Here is a 26283-nt window from a genome sequence, read left to right as displayed (position 1 = left end):
AATGACAAATAGTATACTTTTAGTTGGAGTTGGAGGGCAAGGAACTATACTTGCTAGTAAGCTTTTGACAATAGGACTTATGGAAGCTGGATATGATGTTAAAATGAGTGAAATACATGGTATGAGTCAAAGAGGTGGTTCAGTATCTTCCCAAGTTAGATATGGAGATAAAGTTTACTCTCCTGTTATAGAAATTGGAGGAGCTGATATATTAGTTTCATTTGAAAAAATGGAAGCTTTAAGATGGTTAAAGTATCTAAAATCAGGTGGAAAATTAATAGTTAACGATTATAAAATAAATTCTATGCCAATAATTACAGGAAAAGCTAATTATTTAGAAGATGAAATAAATGAAGAGTTAAAAAGAGTTGGTGCAAGATTAGTAGATGCATCAAATGATGCAATAAAGCTAGGTAATCCTAAAACTATGAATATAATATTGCTTGGAAGTTTAGTTAAGTCTATGAATCTTGAAAATATTGACTGGAACAAAATTATAAGTGATAATGTAAAAAAGGAGTTTATAGACATAAATATAAAAGCATTTGAGGTGGGAATGAATTTAGTAAAAGGGGAGTAGTTTATGGGGTATAAAATATTAGCAATAAATCCAGGTTCAACATCTACTAAAATTGCAGTATATGAAAATGAGAGAATGATTTTTTCAAAAAGTATAAATCATAGTGCAAATGAATTAGAAATTTATAAAAATATAACCGATCAATTTGAAATGAGAAAAGAAAAAGTTTTAAATGTTCTTTGGGAAAATGATTTCAATATATGCGATTTAGATGCCATAGTAGGTAGAGGAGGAATATTACCTCCAGTTAAATCAGGAGCTTATTTAATTAATGAGGTTATGGTAGATAGATTAAAAAATAGAGCAATTGTTGAACATGCATCTAATTTGGGAGCACTTATAGCTTATGAAATATCAAAAGAATTAAATATAAATGCATATATATATGATAGTGTTTCAGTTGATGAACTAACTGATGTGGCTAGAGTATTAGGATTTCCAGAAATAGAAAGAACATGTTTAAGTCATGCACTTAATTCACGAGCTATGGCTATTAAATTTGCAAAAGATAATAAAAAAGATTACAAAGATATGAATTTAATAGTTGCGCATTTAGGTGGAGGAATAACAATTGCTGCACATGAAAAAGGAAAAATGGTAGATGTAGTTTCAGATGATGAAGGTCCATTTTCTCCTGAGAGAAGTGGTAAAATACCCGTAAAAAAAGTTGTTGATATGTGTTATAGCAAAAAATATACACACAAAGAAATGTTAAAAAAAATCAGGGGAAAAGGTGGTATAGTAGGTCACCTAAATACTGTAGATATTAGAGAAGTAGAAAATATGATTGAAAATAATGATGAAAAAGCAAAATTAGTATATAATGCACTTATTTATCAAATTGCTAAAGGGATAGGAGAATTAGCTACGGTTTTAGAAGGTAATGTAGATGCTATAATTTTGACAGGGGGAATAGCATATTCTAAAAAGTTGACTAAAGAATTAGCTAATAAAGTTAAGTTTATAGCTCCTGTAAATATACTTGCAGGGGAAAATGAGTTAGAAGCACTTGCTTATGGAGCGCTTAGAATATTAAGAGGGGAAGAAAATTACAGACAATATGAAGAAAAAGAATTATTAGAAAGTTATAGTGTAAATTAATTTTAAAAAGGTATCTTAAATATATTAACAGATAGGAAAATAATATCTGATAGTATGATTTTAAGATACCTTTTTTGTAGATGTATAAGTTTCTATTTGCTTACAAAAGTTTCACAAGAAGCATCATTCATATTTATATGAATAGATTCAGCTTTACAAGCACCACTATAATTATGTTTACAATTAGTTGCTGCACATGATATAGAATTTGTTTGTGCAATAGTAGATTCTGTGGCATTATTAGTAAATGAACTATATTCTCCTTCTTGGTAAGTTGAGCAAGTTGTTTCGCTAGTAGTATTAGCTTTACTTCCATCAACTTTTATTCCAGATGCATAACATCCGCCACTTCTGTTATAAGTACAAGTTGTAGCTGAACAAGTTATAGGGTTTGACATATTAAATACCTCCAAAATAATAAATTCATAGTCATTAATGACTATGAATTTATTATTTGATTATTTGAAAAAAATATTAGTAATATATAAAATTTAATTATTTAAACAATTTTCACAAAGTATATTAACATCATCATATGTTTCTCTTCCTAAATATTTATTTATATGATAAACGTTTAGGTTTTCGCTACATCCACATTTTGAACACTGATTATTATAATGATTTAAAGCCTTTTCTTTGAAAATTTGCCAGTGTAAAGATTTTAAGTAAGAATTATAGTCAACTCTAAGATTAGATTCTAAAAATTTAATATAAATAGCATCTAAATCTGAAGTATTAAAATTTGTATTTTCAGGGTCAAAGTTTTCACACAAATCTGCATTTAAAGGTATATCATCTGAAATTATACATTTAATATTATATGTGAAATCTTTATTAGGACCTTCTAGAGAAAGATGCTTGCAATATGAACAACATTTTTTCGGTAGTTTTTCTTCTAAATTTTTTATCTTAGTATTCATAAATATACCCTCCAATATTGGTTATTTGTACAAGTATATTAATAAAATTTAATAATTATGATAAAAACTTATTTCAATTAATTTATTTCAAAGGAATATTTAATATCAAAACTGAATAATTAATAAATTAGTAAAATAAAGTTAAAATTAATTAATTTAAAAAATATTTATTTGGAGAGGATTATGAAGTCTATTGATTTTAATAAATTACGAAAAAACATTAATGTTCATATTGAAAAAAAATTGGCAAATAAATCTATAAGAGAGGAAAATAGTTTAAACATAATTAAGGGTTATATATCTTTTGACTTAGAAAAAAATTTAAATGTAGTAAAAGGTTTAAATCTTAATAACATAAAATTTAAAAATATTGAATTTGAAAATATTGAATTTGAAAATTGTAGTTTTGAAAATAGTATTTTTATAAATTGTAGATTTAATAAATTAAATTTCATTAACTGTAATATGCAAAATGCAATATTTAAAGATTTAAATATTGTGAAATTAACTACAGACTATAGCATTTTAAAAAAGAGTATAATATCAAAATGTAGTATAAATCGTATGATTGTTAAGGATTGTGATTTTAAATCTTTTAAATTTGTTGAATCTAATATTAATTATTTTGAATTTGATGATAGTTTAGTAAGCAGATTTGATGAAGAAACTTTTTTTGATAAGTCAGGTTTTAAAAATAAAGAAAATAGTTATAAATTTTATAGAGATATAGCTTATAAATTTCAGCAAAATAACTTATTGAATCATTATGGAGAGTATTTTTATATATACAAAAATATGGAACGGAATACTCTAAAAGGATTAAGTAAATTTAAATCTATTGCTTTTTGGTTAATATGTGGTTATGGTGAAAGACCTACTTATGCTCTTATAACTTCATTAGAAATGATATTTATATTTACTGTTTTATATATGGCATTTGGGCTTAATTTAGAAAATGAAATTATATCATATAGACAAATATATTTAGAAAATAAGTCTCTTACCTTAGCAATAAATGATTTTATAAGGGCATTTCACTTTAGTATAGTTACTTTCACTACAGTAGGATATGGCGATATAATACCAGTTGGACATAGTATATTATTATCTGGGGTAGAAATGTTTTTGGGAGTTACTATGGTTGGAATTTGGACAGCTACTTTAGCTAGAAAAATAAATAGGTAAGTTAAAATTTTAATAAAGTTGATTCAATTTAATAAATAATGTAAAAATAATATAGAAATTGTCTATATTTAGAATAGTAATTATAGATATATTCTATTGTACAATTATGGTAAAAAATGGTTATAATTGATGATGGTAAGGGGGAAATTTAGATATTCATTATAAATTAAGCTTTAAAGGAGAATAAAATGTCAAAGGTATTAGTGGAATTTATAAATACGTGACCTACATGTGACGAGCATGGGATGCTAATAAAAAAAATAGGGGAGAAGTATAAAGATAAGTTAGATATTAAGTTATATCAAGCGGGAAAAGATTTTTCTTATATAAAAAAATATGGAATTATAACAAAAGGAACTTTAATTATAAATCAAAGAAAAAAATATGATAGATTGTCAAAAGATACTATAGAAAAAGCAATAATACAAGCTATTAATAATTAAGGGAGACAATAATGTATATATTAGAATTTTTTAAAGATGTAGTATATTCATCTATAAGTATTTTAAATGGGGCTTCAGGGTGGCTTATCATAAGTTTTATAATAGCAGGTCTACTACATAATCTAATAAGTCCTCAAAAATTTCAAAAATCTCTAGGAAACACAAAAATTTCATCATTGCTAAAAAGTACGGTTTCAGGAATGTTACTTCCAATATGCAGTTGTGGAGTTATTCCAATTGGTATAAGTATGTATTTTTCAGGGGCCTACTTGGGTCCAGTTCTTGCGTTTATGACCTCAACTCCAATTATAAATCCTATAGCAGTTGTATTAAGTTTAGGGTTATTAGGGCCAGATATTACTATTATTTATGTTATATCAGGGTTTGTTGTACCTTTAATAGTTGGAATTTTAGGAAATAAATTAGGAAAAAATGAATTATATATTAAACAAGATGAAGATGAAGAGGTAGCTATAGAGCTAGAAGAAGATAGTTTAAGCTTTAGTCAAAAAATAATAGAAGGACTTAAATGGTCTTTTTCAGAATTAGCACTTACTATTAGTAAATATGTAGTAATAGGTATGCTTGTTGCAGGCTTTATAACTACAGTATTTCCAAGTAGCATAATTCAAAAATATTTAGGTAATCCAGGTGTATTATCTTTAGGAAGTATAGCAATACTTGCATGTATTATGTATGTATGTGCAGTTGGTCATATTCCTTTTATAGCGGCTTTAGTTGCAAGTGGAGCATCTCCAGGAGTGGCAATAACTTTTTTAATAGCAGGGGCCGCTACTAATTTACCAGAACTTATAAGTATGTACAATGTAATAGGTAAAAGAACTGTAGCAATATATTCCTTAACTCTTACAACTTGTGCTTTAGTTATAGGATACATAACAAATTATCTTCTAATGGGTAAAGCTACAAATATAAATATGAGTTATACACAAGAATCTATAAATATAGCAAATTCTATAATGTTAAATATACCAGATAGCATGAAATATGTATGTTCTTTTATAATAGTTATTTTCTGTATAAAAGCTATATTGCCTAGCTTAAGAAAGGTTGTTAGAAATGAAGCGTAAAAAAATATTAATTTTACTAGGAGTTGTTGTAGTTTTTATTGGAATCGGTATATATAGTGCTGAAAAAAATAAGCAAAGTAAAGATTTGCCACAAGTAAATGAATCTTATTTAAATTACTTTAAGAAAAATGCAAAGTATGAAAATATAATCACGTATACTCAGAAAGATATAAATAATGATAATGTTGAAGATTTATTAGTAGTTTATAAAAAAAATGATAAATATAACGAAATGGTAGGAATCATAAGTGATGAAAGTCAAATGTATATGACTAAATCTATATTAGCTCCAAAAGAAGATGTGACAATAGAATTTAAGAATATAGATAATAAAGATGAAATGGAATTAATATTATCAGGATCTAAAAATGGGAATGTAGGATATGCAATATATAGGTTAGAAGGAGATAAATTCACAGATTTATTTGGAGAAGGCATGAACTCATGTTGTTAATATAATATATATCATAATTTGGGAGGATTTAAATGAAAATATCAAAAAGAGTAAAAGCATTAGTATTGATAGGGGCAATAAGTACAACAGTTCTAACAGGATGTAGTAATGATAAAAAACAAGAAACTGCTACAAAAGGAAATTCAGATTATACTATAAAATTAGGATATTATAATTGTGATCATATGACAGCGGCTCCAGTTGCTGTAGATGCAGGTATATATAAAGATTTGGGATTAAATGTACAAGCTGTTGGAAATGGTAAAGTACCAGAAGCTATGGCAGCGGGTCAAATGGATGCAGGTTACATTGGAACTAAAGGATTAGTTGGGGCTATTCCAAAAGGATCACCAATAGTAGTGGCAGCAAATAATCATACTGGTGGATCAGAATATTTAGTAGTATCAAAAAATGTAAAAGATCCAAAAGAGTTAATAGGACAAAAGATAGCATCAGATCCAGCAAATGATTTACTATGGACCACAGATTATGGTCCAGAAACAGGACTTCCAGTGGATGCATCTAAGTATCAAGTTATAAATATAGATTCAAGTAAAGATGCTTATTTAGCTTTAAAAACAGGACAAATAAAAGCATTTAGTGCTTGTGACCCATGGGGATCACTTGCTGAAAAAGAAGGTGTTGGGAAGATAATATCAACAACTCAATTTAAAGAAAAGAATACAGGAAAAGATTATAACTGTTGTTCATTTTCATTAAATACAAACTTTATAAAAGAACATCCAGATCTTGCAAAGAAAATGGTTTTAGCACATACAAAAGCTATAGAGTATATATATACTAATCCAGTTAAAGCAGCTAAAATATTTGCTAAAAACTATAATGTGGATGAAGAAGTTGCACTAATGACTATATACAAAAAAACTGTAGGAGAAGGAAGAACTCTTACTTGGAAGATAGATGGAAATGAGTATAAAAATAACTTAGATATGTACAAAGATAATAAGGCTTTAGATAAGATACCTGAGTACACTGAAGTTGTAAATGAAGAGCTTTTAAAATCTTGTGGAGCTGATGATTTTGATACTTTTATAAAAGAAAAAGTAAATCCAGTATTCCCAGAAGGTATGAGCTATGAACAATGGAAAGAAAAGGCTATGGAGATAGATGGACAAAAGTAAAAATATACTAATTGGGCTAGCAATATTAATCGGAAGTTTATTTATATTGTTTTTTAATCCAAACAGTGAAAAAATAGATGGAAATATAAGGGTAGGGGTATCTGATGATACCTCTGGCTTTGTAATTAACTATATGAAAAATCAAAATTATTTTTCAGACGTAGATATTGAAAATTTATTAGAACCATATTCTATAAATGATTGTTGAGCAAGTACTATGCAATGGGCTCTGAGTTCAGACCAAATAGATATGGCTATAATTTGTAAAGAAGCAGCAGATAAATTTGTTAAATATGATAAAGATTTTGAAATAGTTAATGCTTTAGTTCAAAATTCAGATGTATTTTTACTTAAGGATAAAAAACCTAAAAAAATAGGATATACACAAAATAGAAATTATCAGTTGGATTTAATAAAACAATATTATAAAAAAGCAAAGAGTATACCTTTTATAAGTGGAGGATTAGCTTATGCACTTGAAAGTAACAAAGTCGATGGAGTAATAGTTGATGCTATAAAATCACTTAGTTTAGAAGGTACAAAACTTTCCACATCTATAAATAATAGCTATGATACTTATGTTTTAGTAGTTAATAAAACATTTAAAGAAAGTAAGTCATATAAAAAATTTTTAAAGCTATATAATAAAAGTGTTAATGATTTACAAAATAAAGCTATATTTAAAAATGAATTAGAAAATTACACAGATATAAAAATATCAGATAAAGATTTGGGGGAATTTAAAAAGTGGAAGTTAAAGTTTCTGCAAATACAAAATTAAAAAAGAAAAAAATCAATGGAAAATTTTTGGATTTATTATATAAAGTAATAACAGTTATAATTATAATTGGAATTTGGCAATTTAGTGCAGAAAAAATTGGGAGTTCATTGTTATTGCCTATGCCGATGGATGTATTTAAAGGATTTATAACATGCATAACAGATCCTGAAATAGTAAAAAATGTATTAATAACTCTTCAGAGAGTTTTAAAAGGATTTATGTATGCTATGTTATTTGGGTTACCGCTTGGACTTATAATGGGATTTTCAAGTAGTTGTGAAAAGTTATTTTCACCTTTAGTAGACTCTGCAAGACAAGTACCTATAATGGCTTGGGTACCACTTACTATAGTATGGTTTGGAATTGGAGATGGACCTACTATATTTTTAATAGCATTTGCAGGAGTATTTCCTATAATTCTTAATACAATACAAGGAGTTAGAAGCATATCAAAAGATTATTACAATGCAGCAAAAAGTATGGGAGCATCATCATTTACCATATTTACAAATGTAATGTTATCAGCTGCACTTCCAGATATATTAACAGGAGCAAGACTTGCAATTAGTACTGGTTGGATGTCTGTAATCTGAGCCGAGTTCATAGCAACGAGTGCCGGTCTTGGTTACTCTATGGTACAAGCTCAAACAATGATGAATACAGAACTTTTAATTGGGCTTATGATATTTGCAGCATTAATAGGATTTATAATAGATAGAATATTAAAGTTTATAAACAAAAGCCTTTGCAAATGGAGGTTTGATGATTAATGAAATTAAAAATAGAAAATGTAAATAAAACTTTTATGAATAATAAAGTTGAAAATAAAGTATTAGAAAATATAAATCTAGATATAAAAGAAGGGGAATTTGTATCTTTACTTGGTCCATCTGGATGTGGAAAAACAACTTTACTAACTATAATAGGTGGTTTTCAAAGTTGTGAAGAAGGACAAGTTTTATTAAATAATAAAGTTGTAGATAGACCTGGAATAGATAGAGCTTTTGTATTTCAAAATTATGCATTATTTCCTTGGAAAACAGTAAAAGCTAACGTAGAATTTCCTATGAAACAACAAAAACTTTCAAAAGAAGAAAGAGAAAAAAAATTAGAAGAGTTGCTTGAGATATCTGATTTAAAAGGAAAAGAAAAAATGTATCCTCATCAACTATCTGGAGGAATGAAACAAAGGGTAGCGGTTATAAGAGCATTAGCTTGTAACCCTGAAGTTTTATTAATGGATGAACCTTTAGGAGCAGTTGATTTTCAAATGAGACAAAATCTTCAAGAACAGTTAGAAAATATATGGATAAAAAATAAAATAACTGCAATAATGGTTACTCATGATGTAGATGAAGCAGTATATATGAGTGATAGAGTTGTAGTAATGTCTAGGGATAAAGGACGTATAATAGAAGATTTAAAAATTGATTTAGGTAGACCTAGAGATAGAGAAAGTGATGAGTATTTAGAGTATAAGAATAGATTAACAAAACAGTTATCGAAGTGTTACGGAGTTTAAGGGAGATATTAATGAAGACTAATAAGTATAGAAATTTAGACAAAATTCAAAAAGAAATTAGAATAGCTATAATGGATATTATAATAGATAAAAAAAGGCCTGTAAGTTTAAATGAAGTTATAAAAGAATTAAAACTAAGATTTAATTTAGAGGGAGATAGTATAAATAAAACTTTAAAACTATTTATAGATGAAAACATAATGGTTGTAGATGAAGATAATTATATAAACTATATATATCCAGTTTCAGCACATCCTACAATGCATAAAGTTACTTTAGCAGACAAAAGAGAATTTAATGCGATGTGTGCAATTGATGCACTTGGATGGAGATGTACGTTTAACCAAGATATAGATATAAGTTCTAGATGTTACGTTACTGGAAAAGAAATAAATATATCTATAAAAGATGGAAAAATAGTAAGTTTAAATAATCCAAATTTAAGAGTATTACATTTAAACTTAGCTAAACATGCAAATTGGGCAGCTAGCTGCTGAAATATCATGAACTTCTTCTGGACGAAGAATGAATTTGATAAATGGATAAAAGAAAATGGGCTTGAAAATGATGAAGATATATACTGTTTAGATATTGATGAAGCCATGGAAGCTTCATATGATATTTTTTATGTAGGATAAATATTAAGGCTATATGAAAAAGTAGTATAAATATATATTACTTATTTGTATAGTCTTTTTTAGTTTGAAAATAAAAGATTATAAATATAAAATTTTATGTAATTAGTATAGCATAAATATATTTTACAGAAATGTTACTGTAAATAGATAATTATATATTGTATACTTAGTTTAATCAAGAAAGGTGATGATATAATGAAAAAACTATTATGTTTATTATTAGTAGTTTTAACTATGGGAACTATGTATTATTTTTCAAGTCAAAAAGGTAATGTCTCAAAAGAGCAGTCAGATACAGCAGTTAAGGTAATAGATGATATTAGAGGAGAAGTTACTTTAAAAGATCATAGATTAATAAGTGTAAAAGAGAAGGTATTTAATGTACTTAAACAATATGGAGGTAAGGGGTATATAGTTAGAAAGTTAGCGCATTTTAGTATATATGCATGTATAGGAGCTTCTATAAGTTTATTTGTTTATGTTCTTAGTAAAAGAATATATATAGCTAGTTTAGTAGCTATGATAGCTAGTATTACTTATGCCTATTATGATGAAATGCGACAATTATCAGTAGCTGGAAGAGTAGGGAGTATGAAAGATGTTGTTATAGATTCTTCAGGGGCGTTTACAGGGATTTTTATACTACTTATTATAATAATAACATTTAAAGGTATAAGAGGATTTTTTAAATTTTTATTTAAGAAAAATGAACATGAGAAGAATAAAGAGACTATTTAGTTATTAAAAAATTAATAAGTTAAGGTGGAAAATATATGTTTATTATAGATTTAAACAATGAGAACTTAAATTTTTTATTTAGGTAATAAACATTTTCCACCTTATTTAGACTGTATAAAATATATTACAATATAAATTCAGATATAACTTTAGCTACACCATGATTGTCATTACTATCAGTTATATAATTAGCTATTTCTTTTATACTATCTCTAGCATTACCCATAGCAACTCCAAGACCAGCAAACTCAATCATATGTCTATCATTTTCCTCATCACCAACAGCAATAACTTCACAAGGGTCAATATTTAACTTGTTACATAAGGCTTGAAGTCCAGAACCTTTGTTAACTTTCTTGTTTAAAAACTCTAAGAAAAATGGTGCCGAACGAACTATAGTATATTTATCATGAAAATCTTTAGGAATTTTAGTTATAATATTATCTATTATTTCAGGCTCATCTATAAGCATTACCTTACAGAATGTTAAATTTTCATTTATTTCAGATTCATCCATACAAATTACACGAATATTATTAAGATTAGCTTCATGGATACTGTACTTAGGAGCATCCTTATAAGGAACTACTACAGAATCTGGAGTATTTATATGAATTTTAATATTATGTTTTTTAGATAACTCATTATATATAATATCAAAATCTTCACAACTCATTTCTATATTAGAAATAACTTCTTGTGAAGAAATCTCTTGTACAAGACCACCATTAAAAGTAACAACATAATTTTCTTCATCATTAAGTTTTAATTCTTTTAACAAAGATTGAACACCAGGAAGAGGTCTTCCAGTGGATAAAACAACTTTAACACCTTTTTTCTTTGCCATTTGTATTGCATCAAATACTTCTTTAGTGACTTCTTTCTTACTATTAAGAAGAGTCCCGTCTATGTCTAAAGCGATTAGTTTATACATTATATTCCTCCAAATCTATATTTAATTTATTAAATACAGTTTATATTATATATCTAATTATATCAATAGTTGTAACTATGGCAGAATAAGTAGGATTAAAGGGAAAGTATCTTGATTGACTTTATATTAGTGCTATAGTAAAGTATCTCATATAAGGAATATATTAGAAAAAAGTGAAATATGATAACTATTATTTATTGTAAAATTACATAAAATAATAGTTATTAATACAGTATAATAATTAAATATAAAATATAGAGGTGATAAAATGAAGTTTCATGATTTTAAATATGAAAGACCTGACTATGAAAAAATAAAAATTGAGTTTAAAGATTTAGTTAAAGCTATGAAAAATAGTCATGATTATAATGAACTTAAAGCGAACATAAATAAGATTAATAAATTAAGAAATCATATAGAAAGTATGGCAACATTAGTATCTATAAGATATAGCATAAACACACAAGATGAGTTTTATGAAAAAGAAAAAGAATATTGGGATGAAAATGGGCCTCATTATGAAGAATTAAACTCATTATTTTATAAAGCCATAGTAGATTCAAAATTTAAAGAAGAACTTACTAATGATTTAGGTAAACAGTTTATGTCTATAGCTGATTATTCAATACAATCATTTTCAAAAGATATAATAAGTGAACTACAAGAAGAAAATAAATTAACATCAGAGTATACTAAGCTTTTAGCATCAGCTAAAATACCTTTTGATGGAGAAGAAAGAAATCTTTCAGGGCTTGGACCTTACATGACATCCCAATTTAGAGATGAAAGAGAAAAAGCATCTAAAGCTTATTATGGATTCTTTAAGGAAAATGAAGAAAAGTTTGATGAATTATTTGATAAATTAGTAAAAGTAAGACATAAGATGGCTAAAAAGTTAGGTTTTGAGAACTTTGTAGAACTAGGATACATAAGAATGCTAAGAACAGACTATAATGCTGAAATGGTTGAAAAATTTAGAAATCAAGTCAGTGAATATATAGTACCTGCTGCATCTAGACTATTTAAAAGACAACAAGAAAGACTAGGACTTGAAGAATTAAGATACTACGATGAGAATTTTGAATTTAATAGTGGAAATGCAACTCCAAAGGGAGACTCAAAGTTTATAATGAACAATGGAGTTTTAATGTACTCTGAGTTATCAAAAGAAACTAAAGAGTTCTTTGAATTTATGATAGAACATGAATTAATGGACTTAGAAACTAAACCAGGAAAAGGTGCCGGAGGCTATTGTACTTATATACCAGACTATAAATCACCATTTATATTCTCAAACTTCAACTCAACAGCAGATGATATAGATGTATTAACTCATGAAGCTGGTCATGCTTTTCAAGTTTATATGTCTAGATGGATAGAAATACCAGATATAAACTTCCCAACCTATGAAAGCTGTGAAATTCACTCCATGAGTATGGAGTTTATAACTTGGCCTTGGATGGAGTTATTCTTTAAAGAAGATACTGATAAGTATAAATTTACTCACTTAGGAAGTGCTATTAAGTTTATACCTTATGGAGTTTTAGTAGATGAGTTCCAACATATAATATATGAAAATCCTAATATGACAAAAGAAGAAAGAAAACTTGTATGGAGAGATTTAGAAAACAAATATCAACCACACAAAAACTATAAAGGTAATGATCTTCTTGAAAGAGGAGGATGGTGGTTCAAACAAGGACATATATTTAAAAATCCATTCTATTATATAGATTATACCCTTGCTCAAATATGTGCTTTACAATTCTGGAAAAAGATGAGAGAAGACAGAAAGTCAGGGTGGCAAGATTATTTAAATATATGTAAGATTGGTGGAACTAAATCTTTCTTAGATATAGTTAAAGAAGCTAATTTAATTTCTCCATTTGAAGAAGGTTGTGTAAGTAGTGTTATAGGAACTATAAATGAATATCTTGAATCTATAGATGATAAAAACTTATAAGAAAAAGCTAAAAAAGAAGTTTGAAATTTACTTTTGTAAATTTCAAACTTCTTTTTTTTCATATCCTTATTTTGGAAATTAAAAAAGTATTGACTCTTATTAAGTATATGTTATAATAAAAAATAATCATAATGATAACTAATTTCAATTAATAATTTTAAACAACTGGGAGGGATACTCATGAAAAAAATAAAATCATTAGTATTGCTTGCATCGATGGTAGCTACATTAGGAATAGTTACAGGATGTTCAAGTAATGAGACAAGTAGCAAAGAAGAATCAAAGACAAGAATCGTTCAGTCTGTAAAAGGCGAAGTTGAAATACCTAAAAATCCTAAAAGAATAGTAGATATATCAGGTAGTAGTGAAGAATTAATGATATTAGGTCATAAACCAGTAGGAACTGCTAACGTAGATTCATATGAAACTGATAAATTACCAAAATACATAGAAAAAGATCTTAAAGATGCTAAAATAGTAGGCCACTCAATGATGGATACTATGGATGTAGAAGCAATATTATCAACTAATCCTGATTTAATAATAATGAGTCAAAGACAAGAAAAAATATATGATCAATTAAAAGAAATAGCGCCAGTAGTTATGATGAAAGACTATGCAAATGACTGGAAAGATAAATTAGTAGATGTATCTAAATTATTTGATCAAGAAGAAGAAGCTAAAAAGTGGATAAAAAATTATGATGAAAAAGCTGAAAAATTAGGAAAAGAAGTAATTGCTAAAAAAGGAGAAAAAACTTATTTAACGGTATTAGCATCTCAAGGTCAATTTATGGTATTTAGTGATGCTGGATTAGGAACTGTAGTTAATGATGATATGAAACTAGCTAGACCTAAAAACATGCCAAAACAAGATAGTATAACATTACCTATGGTTAGTATGGAAGGATTAACTAAAATAGATGCAGATCATATAATTGTTATAGCTACGGATTCTGATAAGAAAGATTTAGAAAAAAGTACTGTTTGGCCACAAATTAGAGCTGTAAAAGAGGGGAATGTAACAATACTTGATGCTACACCTTATTTTGCTCAATCATATAATCCAATAGGAAGAGAATTATTATTAGAATCAGTTAGAAATGAATTATCAAAATAATACAAAAGGTGTGTAAAATGATTTTCATTTTCACGCCTTTTTTAGTTAAATATTTTAGAACTTAAAAATTTCAAGAAAGGAAAAAGTGTATGCGTAAATTAAGTAAGAAAGGTTTAACTGCATTATTAATAATAATTGGGTTAGCACTTTTATTAATTGGGATAATTTTATCTATATCAATAGGATCTAAAGATATAAGTTTAAAAACTTTGGCAGATAGCTTATTTTTAAATTTAGATAGCTTAGATTCAAAGATAGTTAGAGATGTTAGATTGCCAAGAGCTTTAGCTGCAGCTTTAGTGGGAGGATTTTTAGCTGTTTCGGGAGCTATAATGCAAGGTATAACTAGAAATCCAATAGCAGAACCATCTGTAATGGGTATAACACAAGGAGCTACATTTACAATAGCTATAGCTTTAGTACTTCAAAAGGTATTACCGGGATTTGCTCCAGGAAGTTTTATGCTTATGATATTTGCATTTTTAGGAGCGAGTATAAGTGGCATTTTAGTATATTTTATAAGTTCAAAATCTAGGGGGAAAGTTGATCCAGTAAAACTTGCATTATCAGGGACTGCACTAGGAACTTTGTTGGTTTCATTAGCTACAGCTATTGCTATGTACTTTAACTTATCTCAACAATTGAGCTTTTGGATATCTGGGGGATTAGTAAGTGCTAAATGGGAAGGGGTAAAACTTTTAATTATAGCTGGTGGTATAGGATTTTTATTAGCTATTATAATGGCACCAAGAATAACAATTTTAAGTCTTGGAGAAGAGGTAGCTATAGGACTTGGACAAAAAACTAATTTAGTTAGATTTATATCTTTACTAGTAGTAATTTTAATGACAGGAGCATCGGTATCAGTTGCAGGCAACATTGTATTTGTAGGACTTATAATTCCTCAAATAGCCAAGGCAATAGTAGGAGCTGATTATAAATATATAATACCAAGTTCTTTAGTACTTGGGTCTGTCCTTTTAGTTTATAGTGATGTTTTATCAAGAATGATAAATCCACCATATGAAACACCAGTAGGAGCAATAACCGCACTTATAGGTGTCCCTATGTTTATATATCTTGTAAGAAAGGAAACTAGATAATTATGAAAGCTAAAGTTAATAGACAAAAAACTTTAATTATAGCATCAATACTAATAGCTTTAATTTTTATTACTTTTTTAGTAAGTTTAAATCTAGGATCTTTTGCTATAGAACCTATGGATGTGATAAAAACACTTATAGGACAAGGTCAAAGAAATCATGAAATAGCTATTTTTAAGTTAAGATTACCTAGGATAGTTATTGCAATTTTAGTAGGAGCGGCACTTGCAACAGCAGGAACAATACTTCAAGGAGTAACTAAAAATGACTTAGCAGATTCAGGAATTTTAGGGATAAATTCAGGATCAGCACTTTTTGTAGTAATTTATATGTTTTTAATGAATGGAAATGTTTATGATGGTATAAGTAATTTAACTATTTTTACAATGCCAATAGTTGCGCTTTCAGGTGCTTTATTTGGAGCTTTTTTAATATACACACTAGCATTTAAAAAAGGGATTAGTTCTCAGAGGTTACTGTTAATAGGTATAGGAATAAATGTAGCGTTTACATCTATACTAACTATATTCCAGTTGAAATTTACAACACAAGAGTTTAATAGAGTAATGGCATGGACTTCAGGAAGCATATGGGGAAGTAACTGGAAATATGTAATTGCAATATTACCTTTCATAATTATATTTATGGGACTTTCAATTTATAAATCGAGATATCTAGATGTGTTAAATTTAGGAGATGAGATATCTACAGGACTAGGTGTTAAAGTAGAAAAAGAAAGAAGAAAATTAATAGTATATGCGGTAATTTTAGCTGGTGTAGCTACATCTGTATCTGGAAGTATTTCTTTTTTAGGTCTAGTATCACCTCATATAGGAAGAAAGTTAGTAGGACCAAAACACAAAAGGTTAATTCCTATATCTGCACTTATAGGAACTTTAATAATTTTAGTAGCAGATACTATATCGAGAAATTTATTAGCTCCAATAGAAATTCCAGTAGGAATAGTTATTTCTATAATAGGGGTACCATATTTTATTTATTTAATGTTATCAAAATAGAAAGAGGAGAGTATTATGAATTGTATAACTACTAAAAATTTAAATATATCTTATGGAAATGTAGATATAGTAAAAGATTTAAATTTAAATATACCTAAAGGTAAAATAACTACAATAATTGGTGCTAACGGTTGTGGTAAATCTACAATCTTAAAAACTATAGGAAGAGTAATAACTCCAAAGAGCGGAAATATATATATAAATGGAAAAGACATATATAAGGAAAACCCAAGAGAAATTGCAAAAAATATGGCTATACTACCTCAAAGTCCACAAGCACCAAGTGGACTTACAGTTGAAGAGCTAATAGCATATGGAAGATTCCCTCATCAAAAAGGTTTTGGAAAGGCTAATGACAAAGATAAGGATATTGTAAATTGGGCTTTAGAAATAACTGGAATTGAAGAGTTTAAAGATAGAAACATAGATGATTTATCGGGAGGACAAAGGCAAAGAGCTTGGATAGCTATGGCGCTAGCTCAAGAAACGGATATACTTTTACTTGATGAACCAACAACTTACCTAGATTTAGCTCATCAATTAGAAATTTTAAAGTTATTAGAAGATTTAAATAAAAAACAGGGAAGAACTATAGTTATGGTTATACATGAGCTTAATAATGCTGCCAGATTTGCAGATCACATGATAGGTATAAAAAAAGGTAGAGTTGTATGTGAAGGTAGTGCTGATGAAGTTATGACAAAAGAAAATCTTAAAGAAATATTTAATATAGATGCAGAAATAGTAAAAGATCCAAGAACTAAAAAGCCTGTATGTATAACTTATGATATGGTATAAAAAATAAATTAAAAATAACAATTAGAAAAGTAGGAATATTTATAAAAATATAGAATAAATATAAGTTATAAGGATGAATTAAATTGTATACAAAAAACCATGAATGAAAGTTATTTCAAAGAATTGAGCAATATCAATGTTTTGACAAAAAATAGACAAATAAAACAAAAAAACTTAAAAAAATATTTAAAAAACTGTTGTATATATTTACCAACGTAGATATAATGTAATTAAGAAATACAAAGCAACAAAGGGGCTAGACAAAACTAAAAATCAAACCGTTTGAAGGTTAAAGGAGACAACTTCTAATGTGGGGATGTTAGAGGGGACCGAAGGGACAAACTTAAATTTATCCCAAAGAAATTTAAGTGAAATTCTCAGGTAAAAGGACTTTAACTGGACGGATCTCTGAAAAGTAATTTGACAGGGAACTAAGTGGGGACTTAGTTTCCTGTTTTTAGTTTAACAAAAGATATTTTGAAAGTGAGTGTAGACTAATGTTAATAATCACTAATAATCCTATGATTCAGGAAAACGTTAAAGATAAGGAAGTTTTAACGTTAGACATAGATTATATAGGAACACTAAAACATTGTAGAGATTTAGTTCATGAGGGGTATGAACTACTATCACATCCGCTTTATGGGAGCGTAAAACCCAATGAGACACCATATCGTACAGTCATAATGAAAAAGGGGAAATCTTTAGACATAAATTCACTAAACTTAATTGAAGACGCAATAGAAACAGCAGAAAAATTTAAAAACAACAAAGCAACTCCTTTATGGACTGAAAGAGTATTAGACGATTTCAGAGTAATAGATTTTGATATAATGAGAAATACAATTCAAAGAATGCAATATGCATAAACTTTGATGTATATATATTAATAAAAACAGGGGGTCGTAGGTTATGGAAAATTTATATGACATAGTCATAATAGGTTGTGGACCTGCAGGTCTTGCAGCTGGCCTTTACGGTGCAAGAGCTAAAATGAAGACTTTAATACTTGAAAAAGGTAAAACTGGTGGTCAAATAGTTATAACTCATGAAGTTGCAAACTATCCAGGATCTATCGAAAATGCTACTGGACCAAGTTTAATAGCAAGAATGGTAGAACAATGCAAGGAGTTTGGTGCTGAAATAGTTAGAGATGCCATAGTTGATACTGAGTTAGATGGAAATATAAAAGTATTAAAGGGTGAAAAAGGTGAGTACAGAGCTAAGACTGTTATAATAGCTACTGGAGCTACTCCTAAGAAATTAGGATGCCCTGGAGAAAAAGAATTAACAGGTAAAGGAGTTTCTTACTGTGCTACATGTGATGCTGACTTTTTCGAAGACTTTGAAGTATTCGTAGTTGGTGGAGGAGACAGTGCAATAGAAGAAGCATTATACTTAACTAAATTTGCTAGAAAAGTTACTATAGTGCATAGAAGACAAGGATTTAGATGTGCTAAATCTATAGAAGAAAAAGCTAGAGCTAATGATAAGATAGAATTCTTATTAGATACAGTAATAGAAGAAATCAAAGGTGATGGATTAGTTGAATCTGTAGTATTTAAAAATACTCAAACTGGTGAAACTAATGAATACTTCGCTGATGAAGAAGATGGAACAATGGGAATATTCGTATTTGTAGGATTTGATTCTCAAACTGAATTATTCAAAGGTAAAGTAGACATGGATGAGCGTGGATACATAAAAACTGATGATAATATGCTTACAAATATACCAGGTGTATTTGCAGCAGGGGATTGTAGAGTAAAATCTTTAAGACAAGTTGTTACAGCTACTGCTGATGGGGCTATAGCTGCTGTTACAGCTGAAAAATATATAGAAGCAAATTTTGAAGAAGAAGTTACTAGCTGCTAAGGTACTTTTACTAAGGTTATCGGGGGATGATGTTTAGGCAAAGCTTAGACATTACTTAGGACGGTACTTTAAAAAATTATAATAGCTAATAATATATTTAAAAAATATATTAAAATATATAAAATCCAATAAGGGGGATTTAGAAATGATAGCATTAGAAAAAAACACATTCGATCCAGAAGTTTTAGAAGCTGAAGGGTTAGTTTTAGTTGATTTCTGGAGTCAAGGTTGTGAACCTTGTAAAGCATTACTTCCTGATATAGAAAGATTTGCAGAAATGTATGGGGAAAATATAAAGTTCTGTAAATTCGATACTACTAAAGCTAGAAGAGTTGCTATAAGAGAGAAGGTTTTAGGTCTTCCAACTATAGCTATATACAAAGATGGAGCTAAAATAGACGAAGTAACTAAGGATGATGCAACAGTTGCTAATATAGAAGCTATGATAAAGAAGTACTTATAAGAAATTAATGGGGGATAAATTTCCCCGTTAAAATAAATTAAGTTCAAAAAATTAGGGGGTGCCAATATGCGTCTTGAGTTAGGGAAAATCTTTATAAAAGATGTACAATTTGGAGAAGTAACAGAAGTTAAAGATTCAGTATTATACATCAACAAAGAAGAGATGTTAAATGTAATTGGTGGAGATGAGCATATAAAATCAATAGATTTAGATATAGTTCGTCCTGGAGAAAGTGTTAGAATAATACCAGTTAAAGACGTTATAGAACCGAGAGTCAAAGTTGAAGGTAAGGGTGGAATATTCCCAGGTGTTATATCTAAAGTTGATACTGTTGGAGAAGGTAGAACTCACGCACTTAAAAATGTAGGAGTAGTTACAACTGGTAAAATAGTTGGTTTCCAAGAAGGTATAATAGATATGACTGGTCCTGGAGCTGAATATACTCCATTTTCTAAGTTAAACAACGTTGTTGTTATAGCTGAACCAGTAGATGGATTAAAGCAACATGAACATGAAAAGGCTGTTAGAATGATAGGATTTAAAGCTGCTACTTACTTAGGACAATTAGCTAAAGATTTAACTCCAGATGAAGTAGTAACTTATGAAACTAAGCCATTACTTGAATCAATAGCTGAGTATCCAGAACTTCCAAAGGTAGGATATGTATATATGCTTCAAACTCAAGGATTATTACATGATACATATGTATACGGAGTTGATGCTAAGCAAATAGTACCAACTTTATTATACCCAACTGAATTAATGGATGGAGCTATAGTAAGTGGTAACTGTGTTTCTGCTTGTGACAAGAACCCAAGTTATGTACACATGAATAACTCTGTAGTTGAAGATTTATATGCTCAACATGGAAAAGAAATAAACTTTGTAGGTGTTATTATAACTAATGAAAACGTATACCTAGCAGATAAAGAAAGATCTTCTAACTGGACTGCTAAGTTATGTAAGCAATTAGGATTAGATGCTGTTATAGTATCTCAAGAAGGTTTCGGTAACCCAGATACTGACCTTATAATGAACTGCAAGAAAATTGAAGGTGAAGGTGTTAAAACTGTTATAGTTACTGATGAGTATGCTGGTAGAGATGGAGCTTCTCAATCATTAGCTGATGCAGATGCTAAAGCAGATGCTGTTGTAACAGGAGGAAATGCTAACCAAGTTGTTGTATTACCTAAGATGGATAGAGTAATAGGACATGTTGAAGTTGCTGATGTAATAGCTGGTGGATCTGCTGGATCTTTAAGAGAAGATGGATCTATAGAAGCTGAGATACAAGTTATAACTGGAGCTACTAACGAAACAGGATTTGGATTCTTAACAGCTAAAGGATATTAAATTTAGGAATAACTTTAAAATTAAAGTTGAATATAAAATAAAAAATATAAAGGAAAAGGAGAATTATTATGAGCGTATTAAGTAATAAGAAAATCATAATAATAGGTGACCGTGATGGTATTCCGGGACCTGCTATAGAAGAGTGTGTAAACACTGTAGAAAATACTGAAATAGTTTTTGCTTCAACAGAATGTTTTGTCTGAACTGCTGCTGGGGCTATGGACTTAGAAAACCAAAACAGAGTTAAAGAAGCTACTGATAAATTCGGTGCTGAAAATGTTGTGGTTTTACTAGGTGCTGCTGAAGCCGAAGCTGCAGGTCTTGCAGCTGAGACAGTAACTGCTGGAGATCCAACTTTCGCTGGACCACTTGCTGGTGTTGAGTTAGGATTAGCTGTTTATCATGTTGTTGAACCAGAAGTAAAAGAATTATTTGATGAGTCAGTTTATGAAGATCAAATAAGTATGATGGAAATGGTTCTTGAAGTTGATGAAATAGTAGAAGAAATGAACAGTATAAGAGGTCAATTCTGTAAATATAATGCCTAATCAAATCAAAAGGGGTTGAGATAAGATGGAAAAGATAAGAGTAGTTCATTATGTAAACCAATTCTTTGCAGGAATTGGTGGAGAAGAAAAAGCTGATACAAAACCACATATAGCTGAAAAATTACCTCCAATAAGTGCACAATTAAACAAGTTATTAGGGGATGAAATCGAGATAGTTGGAACAGTAGTTTGTGGGGACAGCTACTTTGGAGAAAATATGGAGTCTGCTAGCCAAGAAGTTTTAGAGATGGTTAAAAGCTTCAATCCACAATTATTTATAGCTGGTCCAGCGTTCAATGCAGGTAGATACGGGGTTGCTGCAGGAACAATAACTAAGTTTGTAAAAGATGAGTTAAATATACCAGCTTTAACAGGAATGTACGTTGAAAACCCAGGAGCAGATATGTTCAAGAAAGATCTTTATATAATAGAGACTGCTGACTCTGCTGCTGGTATGAGAAAGGCTCTTCCAAAAATTGCAGCATTAGCTAAGAAGTTAGCTAATGGTGAAGAAATAGGATCTCCAGCTGAAGAAGGTTATATACAAAGAGGAATAAGAGTTAACTACTTCGCTAAAGAAAGAGGTTCTAAGAGAGCTGTAGATATGTTATTAAAGAAAATAAAAGGTGAAGAATTCGTAACTGAATATCCAATGCCTAACTTTGATAGAGTAGATCCAAACCCAGCTGTAAAAGATTTAGCTAATGCTAAGATAGCTTTAGTTACTTCTGGTGGTATAGTTCCTAAAGGAAATCCAGATAGAATAGAGTCATCTTCTGCTTCTAAGTACGGAGAGTACAGTATAGCAGGTGTTATGGACTTAACTGAAGACACTTATGAAACTGCTCATGGTGGATTCGACCCAGTTTATTGTAACCTAGATTCAGATAGAGTTTTACCAGTAGATGTTTTAAGAGATTTAGAAGCTGAAGGAGCTATAGGATCTTTACATGAGTTATTCTACTCAACTACAGGTAACGGAACTGCTGTTGCAAGTTCTAAGAAGTTTGCTTCTGAGTTTGCTCAAAAATTAAAAGATGCAGGCGTAGATGCAGTAATCTTAACTTCTACTTGAGGTACTTGTACTCGTTGCGGTGCAACGATGGTAAAAGAGATAGAAAGAGCAGGACTTCCTGTTGTTCATATCTGTACAGTAGTACCTATATCTTTAACAGTTGGAGCTAACAGAATAGTTCCTGCTATAGCTATACCTCATCCACTTGGAAATCCTAAGTTAGATCCAGTTGAGGAAAAAGCTTTAAGAAGAAAATTAGTTGAAAAAGCTTTAGTTGCTTTAGCTACTGAAGTTGACGGTCAAACAGTATTTGAAGAAGATATAACTTTAAAAGATATATCAGCTAAGGCTTAATAGAGGTTTAGCATATAAGTAAATAAAAATTAAATAGATGGGTATTTTTACCCATCTATTTTTTAGATATTATAAGTGAAATTAATAATGTAATGAATCTAATATTGTAGGTTTTAGCAACGAGGCTATTATTTAGTCCGTTGAAAAAAATAATACATATATACATTGGGGGTAAATAATATGACATTTCCAGTTTTAAAAGGGGCAAGCTACATCTTAGTTCACACACCAGATATGATAGTTCAAAATGGTACTACTTGTGCTGTTGAAAGAGAAACACATCCAGATTCAGAATTTTTAAAAGAAGTAAAAAACCACATAAGAGGATATGAAGAAGTTGTAAACTACATGCCAAACCAAGTTTACATAGGAAACAATAGACCGGAAGAATTAAGAGAAATAGCTCTTCCTTGGTGCGAACACAAAATGGAAGGTACTAGACAAGGAAAACTTGGGGAAATAATGCCTCAAGATGAATTCTTATTAATGATGCAAATATGTGATGCTTTTGACTTAGTTAAGTTAAAAGAAGATTTTGTAAATAATATAAAACCTGATTTCGAAAATAATTACCCAGAGCTAGCTCCATTCTTTGGAAAAGTTAAGGGTTCTAATATAGATGATGCAAAAGAATTAATAGCTGATCACCATGCTGAAGGATTATATCATGATGGTGAATTAGTTGGATATGTAAAAAGAGCTCATGATGTTGACGTTAACTTAAATGCTCATACAATGTTTGAAAATTTAGTTGTTAAAGCTTCAGGTGTTGTTGCAGCTATACAATTAATTAGAAAGAATAATATAAACCCACTAGATATAGATTATGTTATAGAGTGTTCAGAAGAGGCTTGTGGAGATATGAATCAAAGAGGTGGAGGTAACTTTGCTAAGTCTATAGCTGAAATGGCTGGCCTTCAAAACGCTTCTGGTTCTGATACAAGAGGATTCTGTGCTGGACCTACTCATGCTTTAATAAATGCTGCTGCACTTGTTAAATCAGGAGTTTATAAAAATGTTATGGTAGTTGCAGGTGGAGCTAGTGCTAAACTTGGAATGAATGCTAAAGACCATGTTAAAAAAGGTCTTCCAGTTTTAGAAGACGTTGTTGGAGGATTCGCTATATTAGTTTCTGAAAATGATGGTGTAAACCCAATAATAAGAACTGATTTAACAGGAAAACACAGTGTTGGAACAGGATCTTCTCCACAAGCTGTTATGACGGCTTTAATAACTACAGGTCTTGATAGAGCTAACTTAAAAATAACTGATGTTGATGTTTACTCAGTTGAAATGCAAAACCCAGATATAACTAAGCCAGCTGGAGCTGGAGATGTTCCAGAAGCTAACTACAAAATGATAGGTGCTCTTGCTGTTAAGCGTGGAGACTTAGAGAAAAAAGAATTAAAGAACTTTGTAACTGATAGAGGGATACCAGGATGGGCTCCAACTCAAGGACATATACCATCAGGAGTTCCATATATAGGATTCTGTATAGATGATTTAACTAATGGTGATAAAAATAGAGCTATGATAGTTGGTAAAGGAAGTTTATTCTTAGGTAGAATGACTAACTTATTCGATGGTGTTTCTTTCATAGTAGAAAGAAACCAAGGTGTAGAAGAAGAAGCTGATGCTGTTTCTAAAGAAGAAATAAAGAAAATAATAGCAGAATCAATGAGAAAATTAGCTCAAGATATGTTAATAGAAGAATAATAACTTTGACTGAGTATAGATAAAAGGTAGAGCGTATCGCTTGCAAGGTGTGGGGTTGGTAATATGAAACTTAAGAGTTTAAAGTACTGCAGGCTTTAAAACAAAGTTAATATGACCAAAGTCAATCCTTACAAGCGATAAGGCCCTACGGTGAAAAATTATTTATGCTATCAGTTAATAACACTTCTTCTTTATTAAATTAGATTTATTGGTAGAGTAGAGAAAAAGAATAAGACGGATAGAATTTTAAAAAATTCACTTTGAGAGGGGAATTGTTATGCCTAAGAAGATTATTGCTGATACTTTTCTTGATATAGCTAATGCTATTGAAAGCGGCGAATTTGGTAAAAAAGTAAGAGTTGGTTTGACTACTTTAGGTAGTGAACATGGAACTGAAAACTTAGTAAAAGGTGCTCACTTAGCTAAGTCAAACCTATTTGATATAGTGTTAATAGGGCCTAAGGTTGATACTGATCTAGAGGTTGTTGAAGTTAATGATGAAAGTGAAATGCATTCAAAAATGGAAGAGTTATTAGACTCAGGATACATTGATGCTTGTGTAACTATGCATTATAACTTCCCTATAGGAGTATCTACTGTTGGTAGAGTTATAACTCCAGGTAGAGGTAAGGAAATGATTCTTGCTACTACTACTGGTACTAGTGCTACTCACAGAATAGAAGCTATGGTTAGAAATGCAGTTTATGGAATATCTACTGCTAAATCTATAGGAATAAAAAATCCTACTGTAGGTATATTAAATGTTGACGGTGCTAGACAAGTTGAAAAAGCGCTAAAAGATTTACAAGCTAATGGATACGATATAAGTTTTGCTGAATCAGTTAGAGCTGACGGTGGTTGTGTAATGAGAGGTAATGATTTATTATGTGGCGCTCCGGATGTTATGGTTACTGATACTTTAAGCGGAAATATATTTATGAAAGTATTCTCTTCATTTACTACTGGTGGAGACTATGAAGCTAATGGATTTGGCTATGGTCCTGGTGTAGGTGAAGACTATGATAGAAAGATATTAATATTATCAAGAGCATCTGGTTCTCCAGTTGTTGCTAATGCACTTAGATATGCTTATGATGTTGTTAAAGGTGACGTTACTAAAGTATCTAAGGAAGAATTTAAAGCAGCTAAAAATGCTAAATATGACGATATAATAGCAGCTTTAACTAAGAAAGAAGTTAAAAAAGATGATGAGGAAGAAGTAAAAATGCCTGAAAAAGAGGTAGTTACTCATCAAATTTCTGGTATAGATATAATGGACTTAGAAGATGCTGTTAGGGTTTTATGGAAAAACGGTATATATGCAGAAAGTGGTATGGGATGTACGGGTCCTATAGTGCTTGTTGCTGACGGAAAAGGTGAAGCTTGCGTTAAGATGCTTCTAGATGCGGGTTATACTGCAAAATAAAT

Annotated in this window: 28 protein-coding genes and 1 riboswitch; of the genes, 25 read left to right on the top strand and 3 right to left on the bottom strand. The window is 29.6% G+C overall.

Translation table 11 applies throughout. The features are described from left to right. Position 1 precedes the first annotated feature (1 nt). Entirely contained in the window at positions 2–580 is a 579-nt protein-coding gene (locus H8891_RS08625; protein ID WP_187006125.1) for an indolepyruvate oxidoreductase subunit beta, read from the top strand. Between the two features lie 3 nt (positions 581–583). Further along, positions 584–1681: a butyrate kinase gene (gene buk / locus H8891_RS08620; RefSeq protein ID WP_187006124.1), complete on the top strand. Its 1098-nt coding sequence runs from the start codon at positions 584–586 to the stop codon at positions 1679–1681. Positions 1682–1773: 92 nt separating this feature from the next. Here buk and H8891_RS08615 read toward each other — a convergent pair whose 3' ends face one another. Then, positions 1774–2079, bottom strand: coding sequence for a DUF1540 domain-containing protein (locus H8891_RS08615; protein ID WP_187006302.1), 306 nt, complete (start codon positions 2077–2079; stop codon positions 1774–1776). Positions 2080–2172: 93 nt separating this feature from the next. After that, the gene (locus H8891_RS08610) at positions 2173–2601 is read right to left on the bottom strand and encodes a hypothetical protein (protein ID WP_187006123.1); all 429 of its coding nucleotides are present in this window, start codon (positions 2599–2601) and stop codon (positions 2173–2175) included. A gap of 183 nt (positions 2602–2784) precedes the next feature. Here H8891_RS08610 and H8891_RS08605 point away from each other — a divergent pair, with 183 nt between their 5' ends. The 10 genes from H8891_RS08605 to H8891_RS08550 all read left to right on the top strand — a co-directional run bounded on the left by H8891_RS08605 (position 2785) and on the right by H8891_RS08550 (position 10595). Further along, complete coding sequence (locus H8891_RS08605; RefSeq protein ID WP_187006122.1) at positions 2785–3786, top strand: ion channel; 1002 nt, start codon at positions 2785–2787, stop codon at positions 3784–3786. 188 nt (positions 3787–3974) lie between these two features. Further along, positions 3975–4229, top strand: coding sequence for a thioredoxin-like (seleno)protein SaoT (saoT, locus tag H8891_RS08600; protein ID WP_240067705.1), 255 nt, complete (start codon positions 3975–3977; stop codon positions 4227–4229). An 11-nt stretch (positions 4230–4240) separates the two neighbouring features. Continuing rightward, the gene (saoE, locus tag H8891_RS08595) at positions 4241–5320 is read left to right on the top strand and encodes an efflux transporter SaoE (protein WP_187006120.1); all 1080 of its coding nucleotides are present in this window, start codon (positions 4241–4243) and stop codon (positions 5318–5320) included. Then, entirely contained in the window at positions 5310–5774 is a 465-nt protein-coding gene (gene saoC / locus H8891_RS08590) for a Cys-Cys-COOH (seleno)protein SaoC (protein WP_187006119.1), read from the top strand. The genes saoE and saoC overlap by 11 nt, the downstream gene beginning before the upstream one ends. A 32-nt stretch (positions 5775–5806) precedes the next feature. Then, positions 5807–6916, top strand: a complete 1110-nt coding sequence (gene saoX / locus H8891_RS08585; protein WP_187006118.1) for an ABC transporter substrate-binding subunit SaoX — start codon at positions 5807–5809, stop codon at positions 6914–6916. Continuing rightward, on the top strand, positions 6903–7697 hold the full coding sequence (gene saoB, locus H8891_RS08575) for an ABC transporter substrate-binding (seleno)protein SaoB (protein WP_243207817.1): 795 nt from the start codon (positions 6903–6905) through the stop codon (positions 7695–7697). The genes saoX and saoB overlap by 14 nt, the downstream gene beginning before the upstream one ends. Further along, the gene (gene saoP, locus H8891_RS08570) at positions 7664–8467 is read left to right on the top strand and encodes an ABC transporter permease subunit SaoP (RefSeq protein ID WP_330604964.1); all 804 of its coding nucleotides are present in this window, start codon (positions 7664–7666) and stop codon (positions 8465–8467) included. The genes saoB and saoP overlap by 34 nt, the downstream gene beginning before the upstream one ends. Continuing rightward, positions 8467–9219, top strand: coding sequence for an ABC transporter ATP-binding protein SaoA (saoA, locus tag H8891_RS08560; RefSeq protein WP_187006114.1), 753 nt, complete (start codon positions 8467–8469; stop codon positions 9217–9219). The genes saoP and saoA overlap by 1 nt, the downstream gene beginning before the upstream one ends. 11 nt (positions 9220–9230) lie before the next feature. Next, the gene (gene saoL, locus H8891_RS08555; RefSeq protein WP_243207816.1) at positions 9231–9857 is read left to right on the top strand and encodes a MerB-like organometallic lyase SaoL; all 627 of its coding nucleotides are present in this window, start codon (positions 9231–9233) and stop codon (positions 9855–9857) included. A gap of 195 nt (positions 9858–10052) precedes the next feature. Beyond that, positions 10053–10595 (top strand): VanZ family protein, encoded by a 543-nt coding sequence (locus tag H8891_RS08550; RefSeq protein ID WP_187006112.1) that lies wholly within the window; start codon positions 10053–10055, stop codon positions 10593–10595. Between the two features lie 124 nt (positions 10596–10719). Here H8891_RS08550 and yidA read toward each other — a convergent pair whose 3' ends face one another. Beyond that, the gene (gene yidA / locus H8891_RS08545) at positions 10720–11529 is read right to left on the bottom strand and encodes a sugar-phosphatase (RefSeq protein ID WP_187006111.1); all 810 of its coding nucleotides are present in this window, start codon (positions 11527–11529) and stop codon (positions 10720–10722) included. A gap of 268 nt (positions 11530–11797) precedes the next feature. Here yidA and H8891_RS08540 point away from each other — a divergent pair, with 268 nt between their 5' ends. The 13 genes from H8891_RS08540 (at position 11798) to grdD (ending at position 26281) form a co-directional block, all read left to right on the top strand. Beyond that, complete coding sequence (locus H8891_RS08540) at positions 11798–13492, top strand: M3 family oligoendopeptidase (RefSeq protein WP_187006110.1); 1695 nt, start codon at positions 11798–11800, stop codon at positions 13490–13492. Between the two features lie 180 nt (positions 13493–13672). Beyond that, positions 13673–14611: an iron-hydroxamate ABC transporter substrate-binding protein gene (locus H8891_RS08535; RefSeq protein ID WP_187006109.1), complete on the top strand. Its 939-nt coding sequence runs from the start codon at positions 13673–13675 to the stop codon at positions 14609–14611. Between the two features lie 89 nt (positions 14612–14700). Then, complete coding sequence (locus H8891_RS08530) at positions 14701–15714, top strand: FecCD family ABC transporter permease (protein ID WP_187006108.1); 1014 nt, start codon at positions 14701–14703, stop codon at positions 15712–15714. Positions 15715–15716: 2 nt separating this feature from the next. After that, positions 15717–16733 (top strand): FecCD family ABC transporter permease, encoded by a 1017-nt coding sequence (locus H8891_RS08525; RefSeq protein ID WP_187006107.1) that lies wholly within the window; start codon positions 15717–15719, stop codon positions 16731–16733. A 15-nt stretch (positions 16734–16748) separates the two neighbouring features. Next, the gene (locus H8891_RS08520; RefSeq protein ID WP_147543294.1) at positions 16749–17531 is read left to right on the top strand and encodes an ABC transporter ATP-binding protein; all 783 of its coding nucleotides are present in this window, start codon (positions 16749–16751) and stop codon (positions 17529–17531) included. A gap of 282 nt (positions 17532–17813) precedes the next feature. Beyond that, positions 17814–17934: riboswitch (glycine riboswitch) on the top strand. A gap of 94 nt (positions 17935–18028) precedes the next feature. Next, positions 18029–18400, top strand: a complete 372-nt coding sequence (locus tag H8891_RS08515; RefSeq protein WP_187006106.1) for a GrdX family protein — start codon at positions 18029–18031, stop codon at positions 18398–18400. 43 nt (positions 18401–18443) lie between these two features. Then, positions 18444–19406 (top strand): thioredoxin-disulfide reductase, encoded by a 963-nt coding sequence (gene trxB / locus H8891_RS08510; RefSeq protein WP_187006105.1) that lies wholly within the window; start codon positions 18444–18446, stop codon positions 19404–19406. A gap of 145 nt (positions 19407–19551) precedes the next feature. Continuing rightward, positions 19552–19869 carry a thioredoxin TrxA gene (trxA, locus tag H8891_RS08505; RefSeq protein WP_147543297.1) on the top strand — a complete coding sequence of 106 codons (318 nt, stop codon included), beginning with the start codon at positions 19552–19554 and terminating at the stop codon, positions 19867–19869. Between the two features lie 66 nt (positions 19870–19935). Further along, positions 19936–21222, top strand: a complete 1287-nt coding sequence (locus H8891_RS08500; RefSeq protein WP_187006104.1) for a glycine/sarcosine/betaine reductase component B subunit — start codon at positions 19936–19938, stop codon at positions 21220–21222. 68 nt (positions 21223–21290) lie between these two features. Beyond that, entirely contained in the window at positions 21291–21770 is a 480-nt protein-coding gene (gene grdA / locus H8891_RS08495; RefSeq protein ID WP_187006103.1) for a glycine/sarcosine/betaine reductase complex selenoprotein A, read from the top strand. A 25-nt stretch (positions 21771–21795) separates the two neighbouring features. Next, positions 21796–23139, top strand: coding sequence for a glycine reductase complex selenoprotein B (gene grdB, locus H8891_RS08490; RefSeq protein ID WP_187006102.1), 1344 nt, complete (start codon positions 21796–21798; stop codon positions 23137–23139). A gap of 180 nt (positions 23140–23319) precedes the next feature. Next, positions 23320–24855, top strand: a complete 1536-nt coding sequence (gene grdC / locus H8891_RS08485; RefSeq protein WP_187006101.1) for a glycine/sarcosine/betaine reductase complex component C subunit beta — start codon at positions 23320–23322, stop codon at positions 24853–24855. Positions 24856–25132: 277 nt separating this feature from the next. Further along, a complete protein-coding gene (gene grdD / locus H8891_RS08480) occupies positions 25133–26281 on the top strand; it encodes a glycine/sarcosine/betaine reductase complex component C subunit alpha (RefSeq protein ID WP_187006100.1) in 1149 nt (382 codons plus the stop codon). Positions 26282–26283 lie beyond the last annotated feature (2 nt).

The organism is Paeniclostridium hominis (genome assembly GCF_014306135.1).
Taxonomy (GTDB): Bacteria; Bacillota; Clostridia; order Peptostreptococcales; family Peptostreptococcaceae; genus Paraclostridium; species Paraclostridium hominis.
This window is presented reverse-complemented; position numbering and strand designations above follow the sequence as displayed.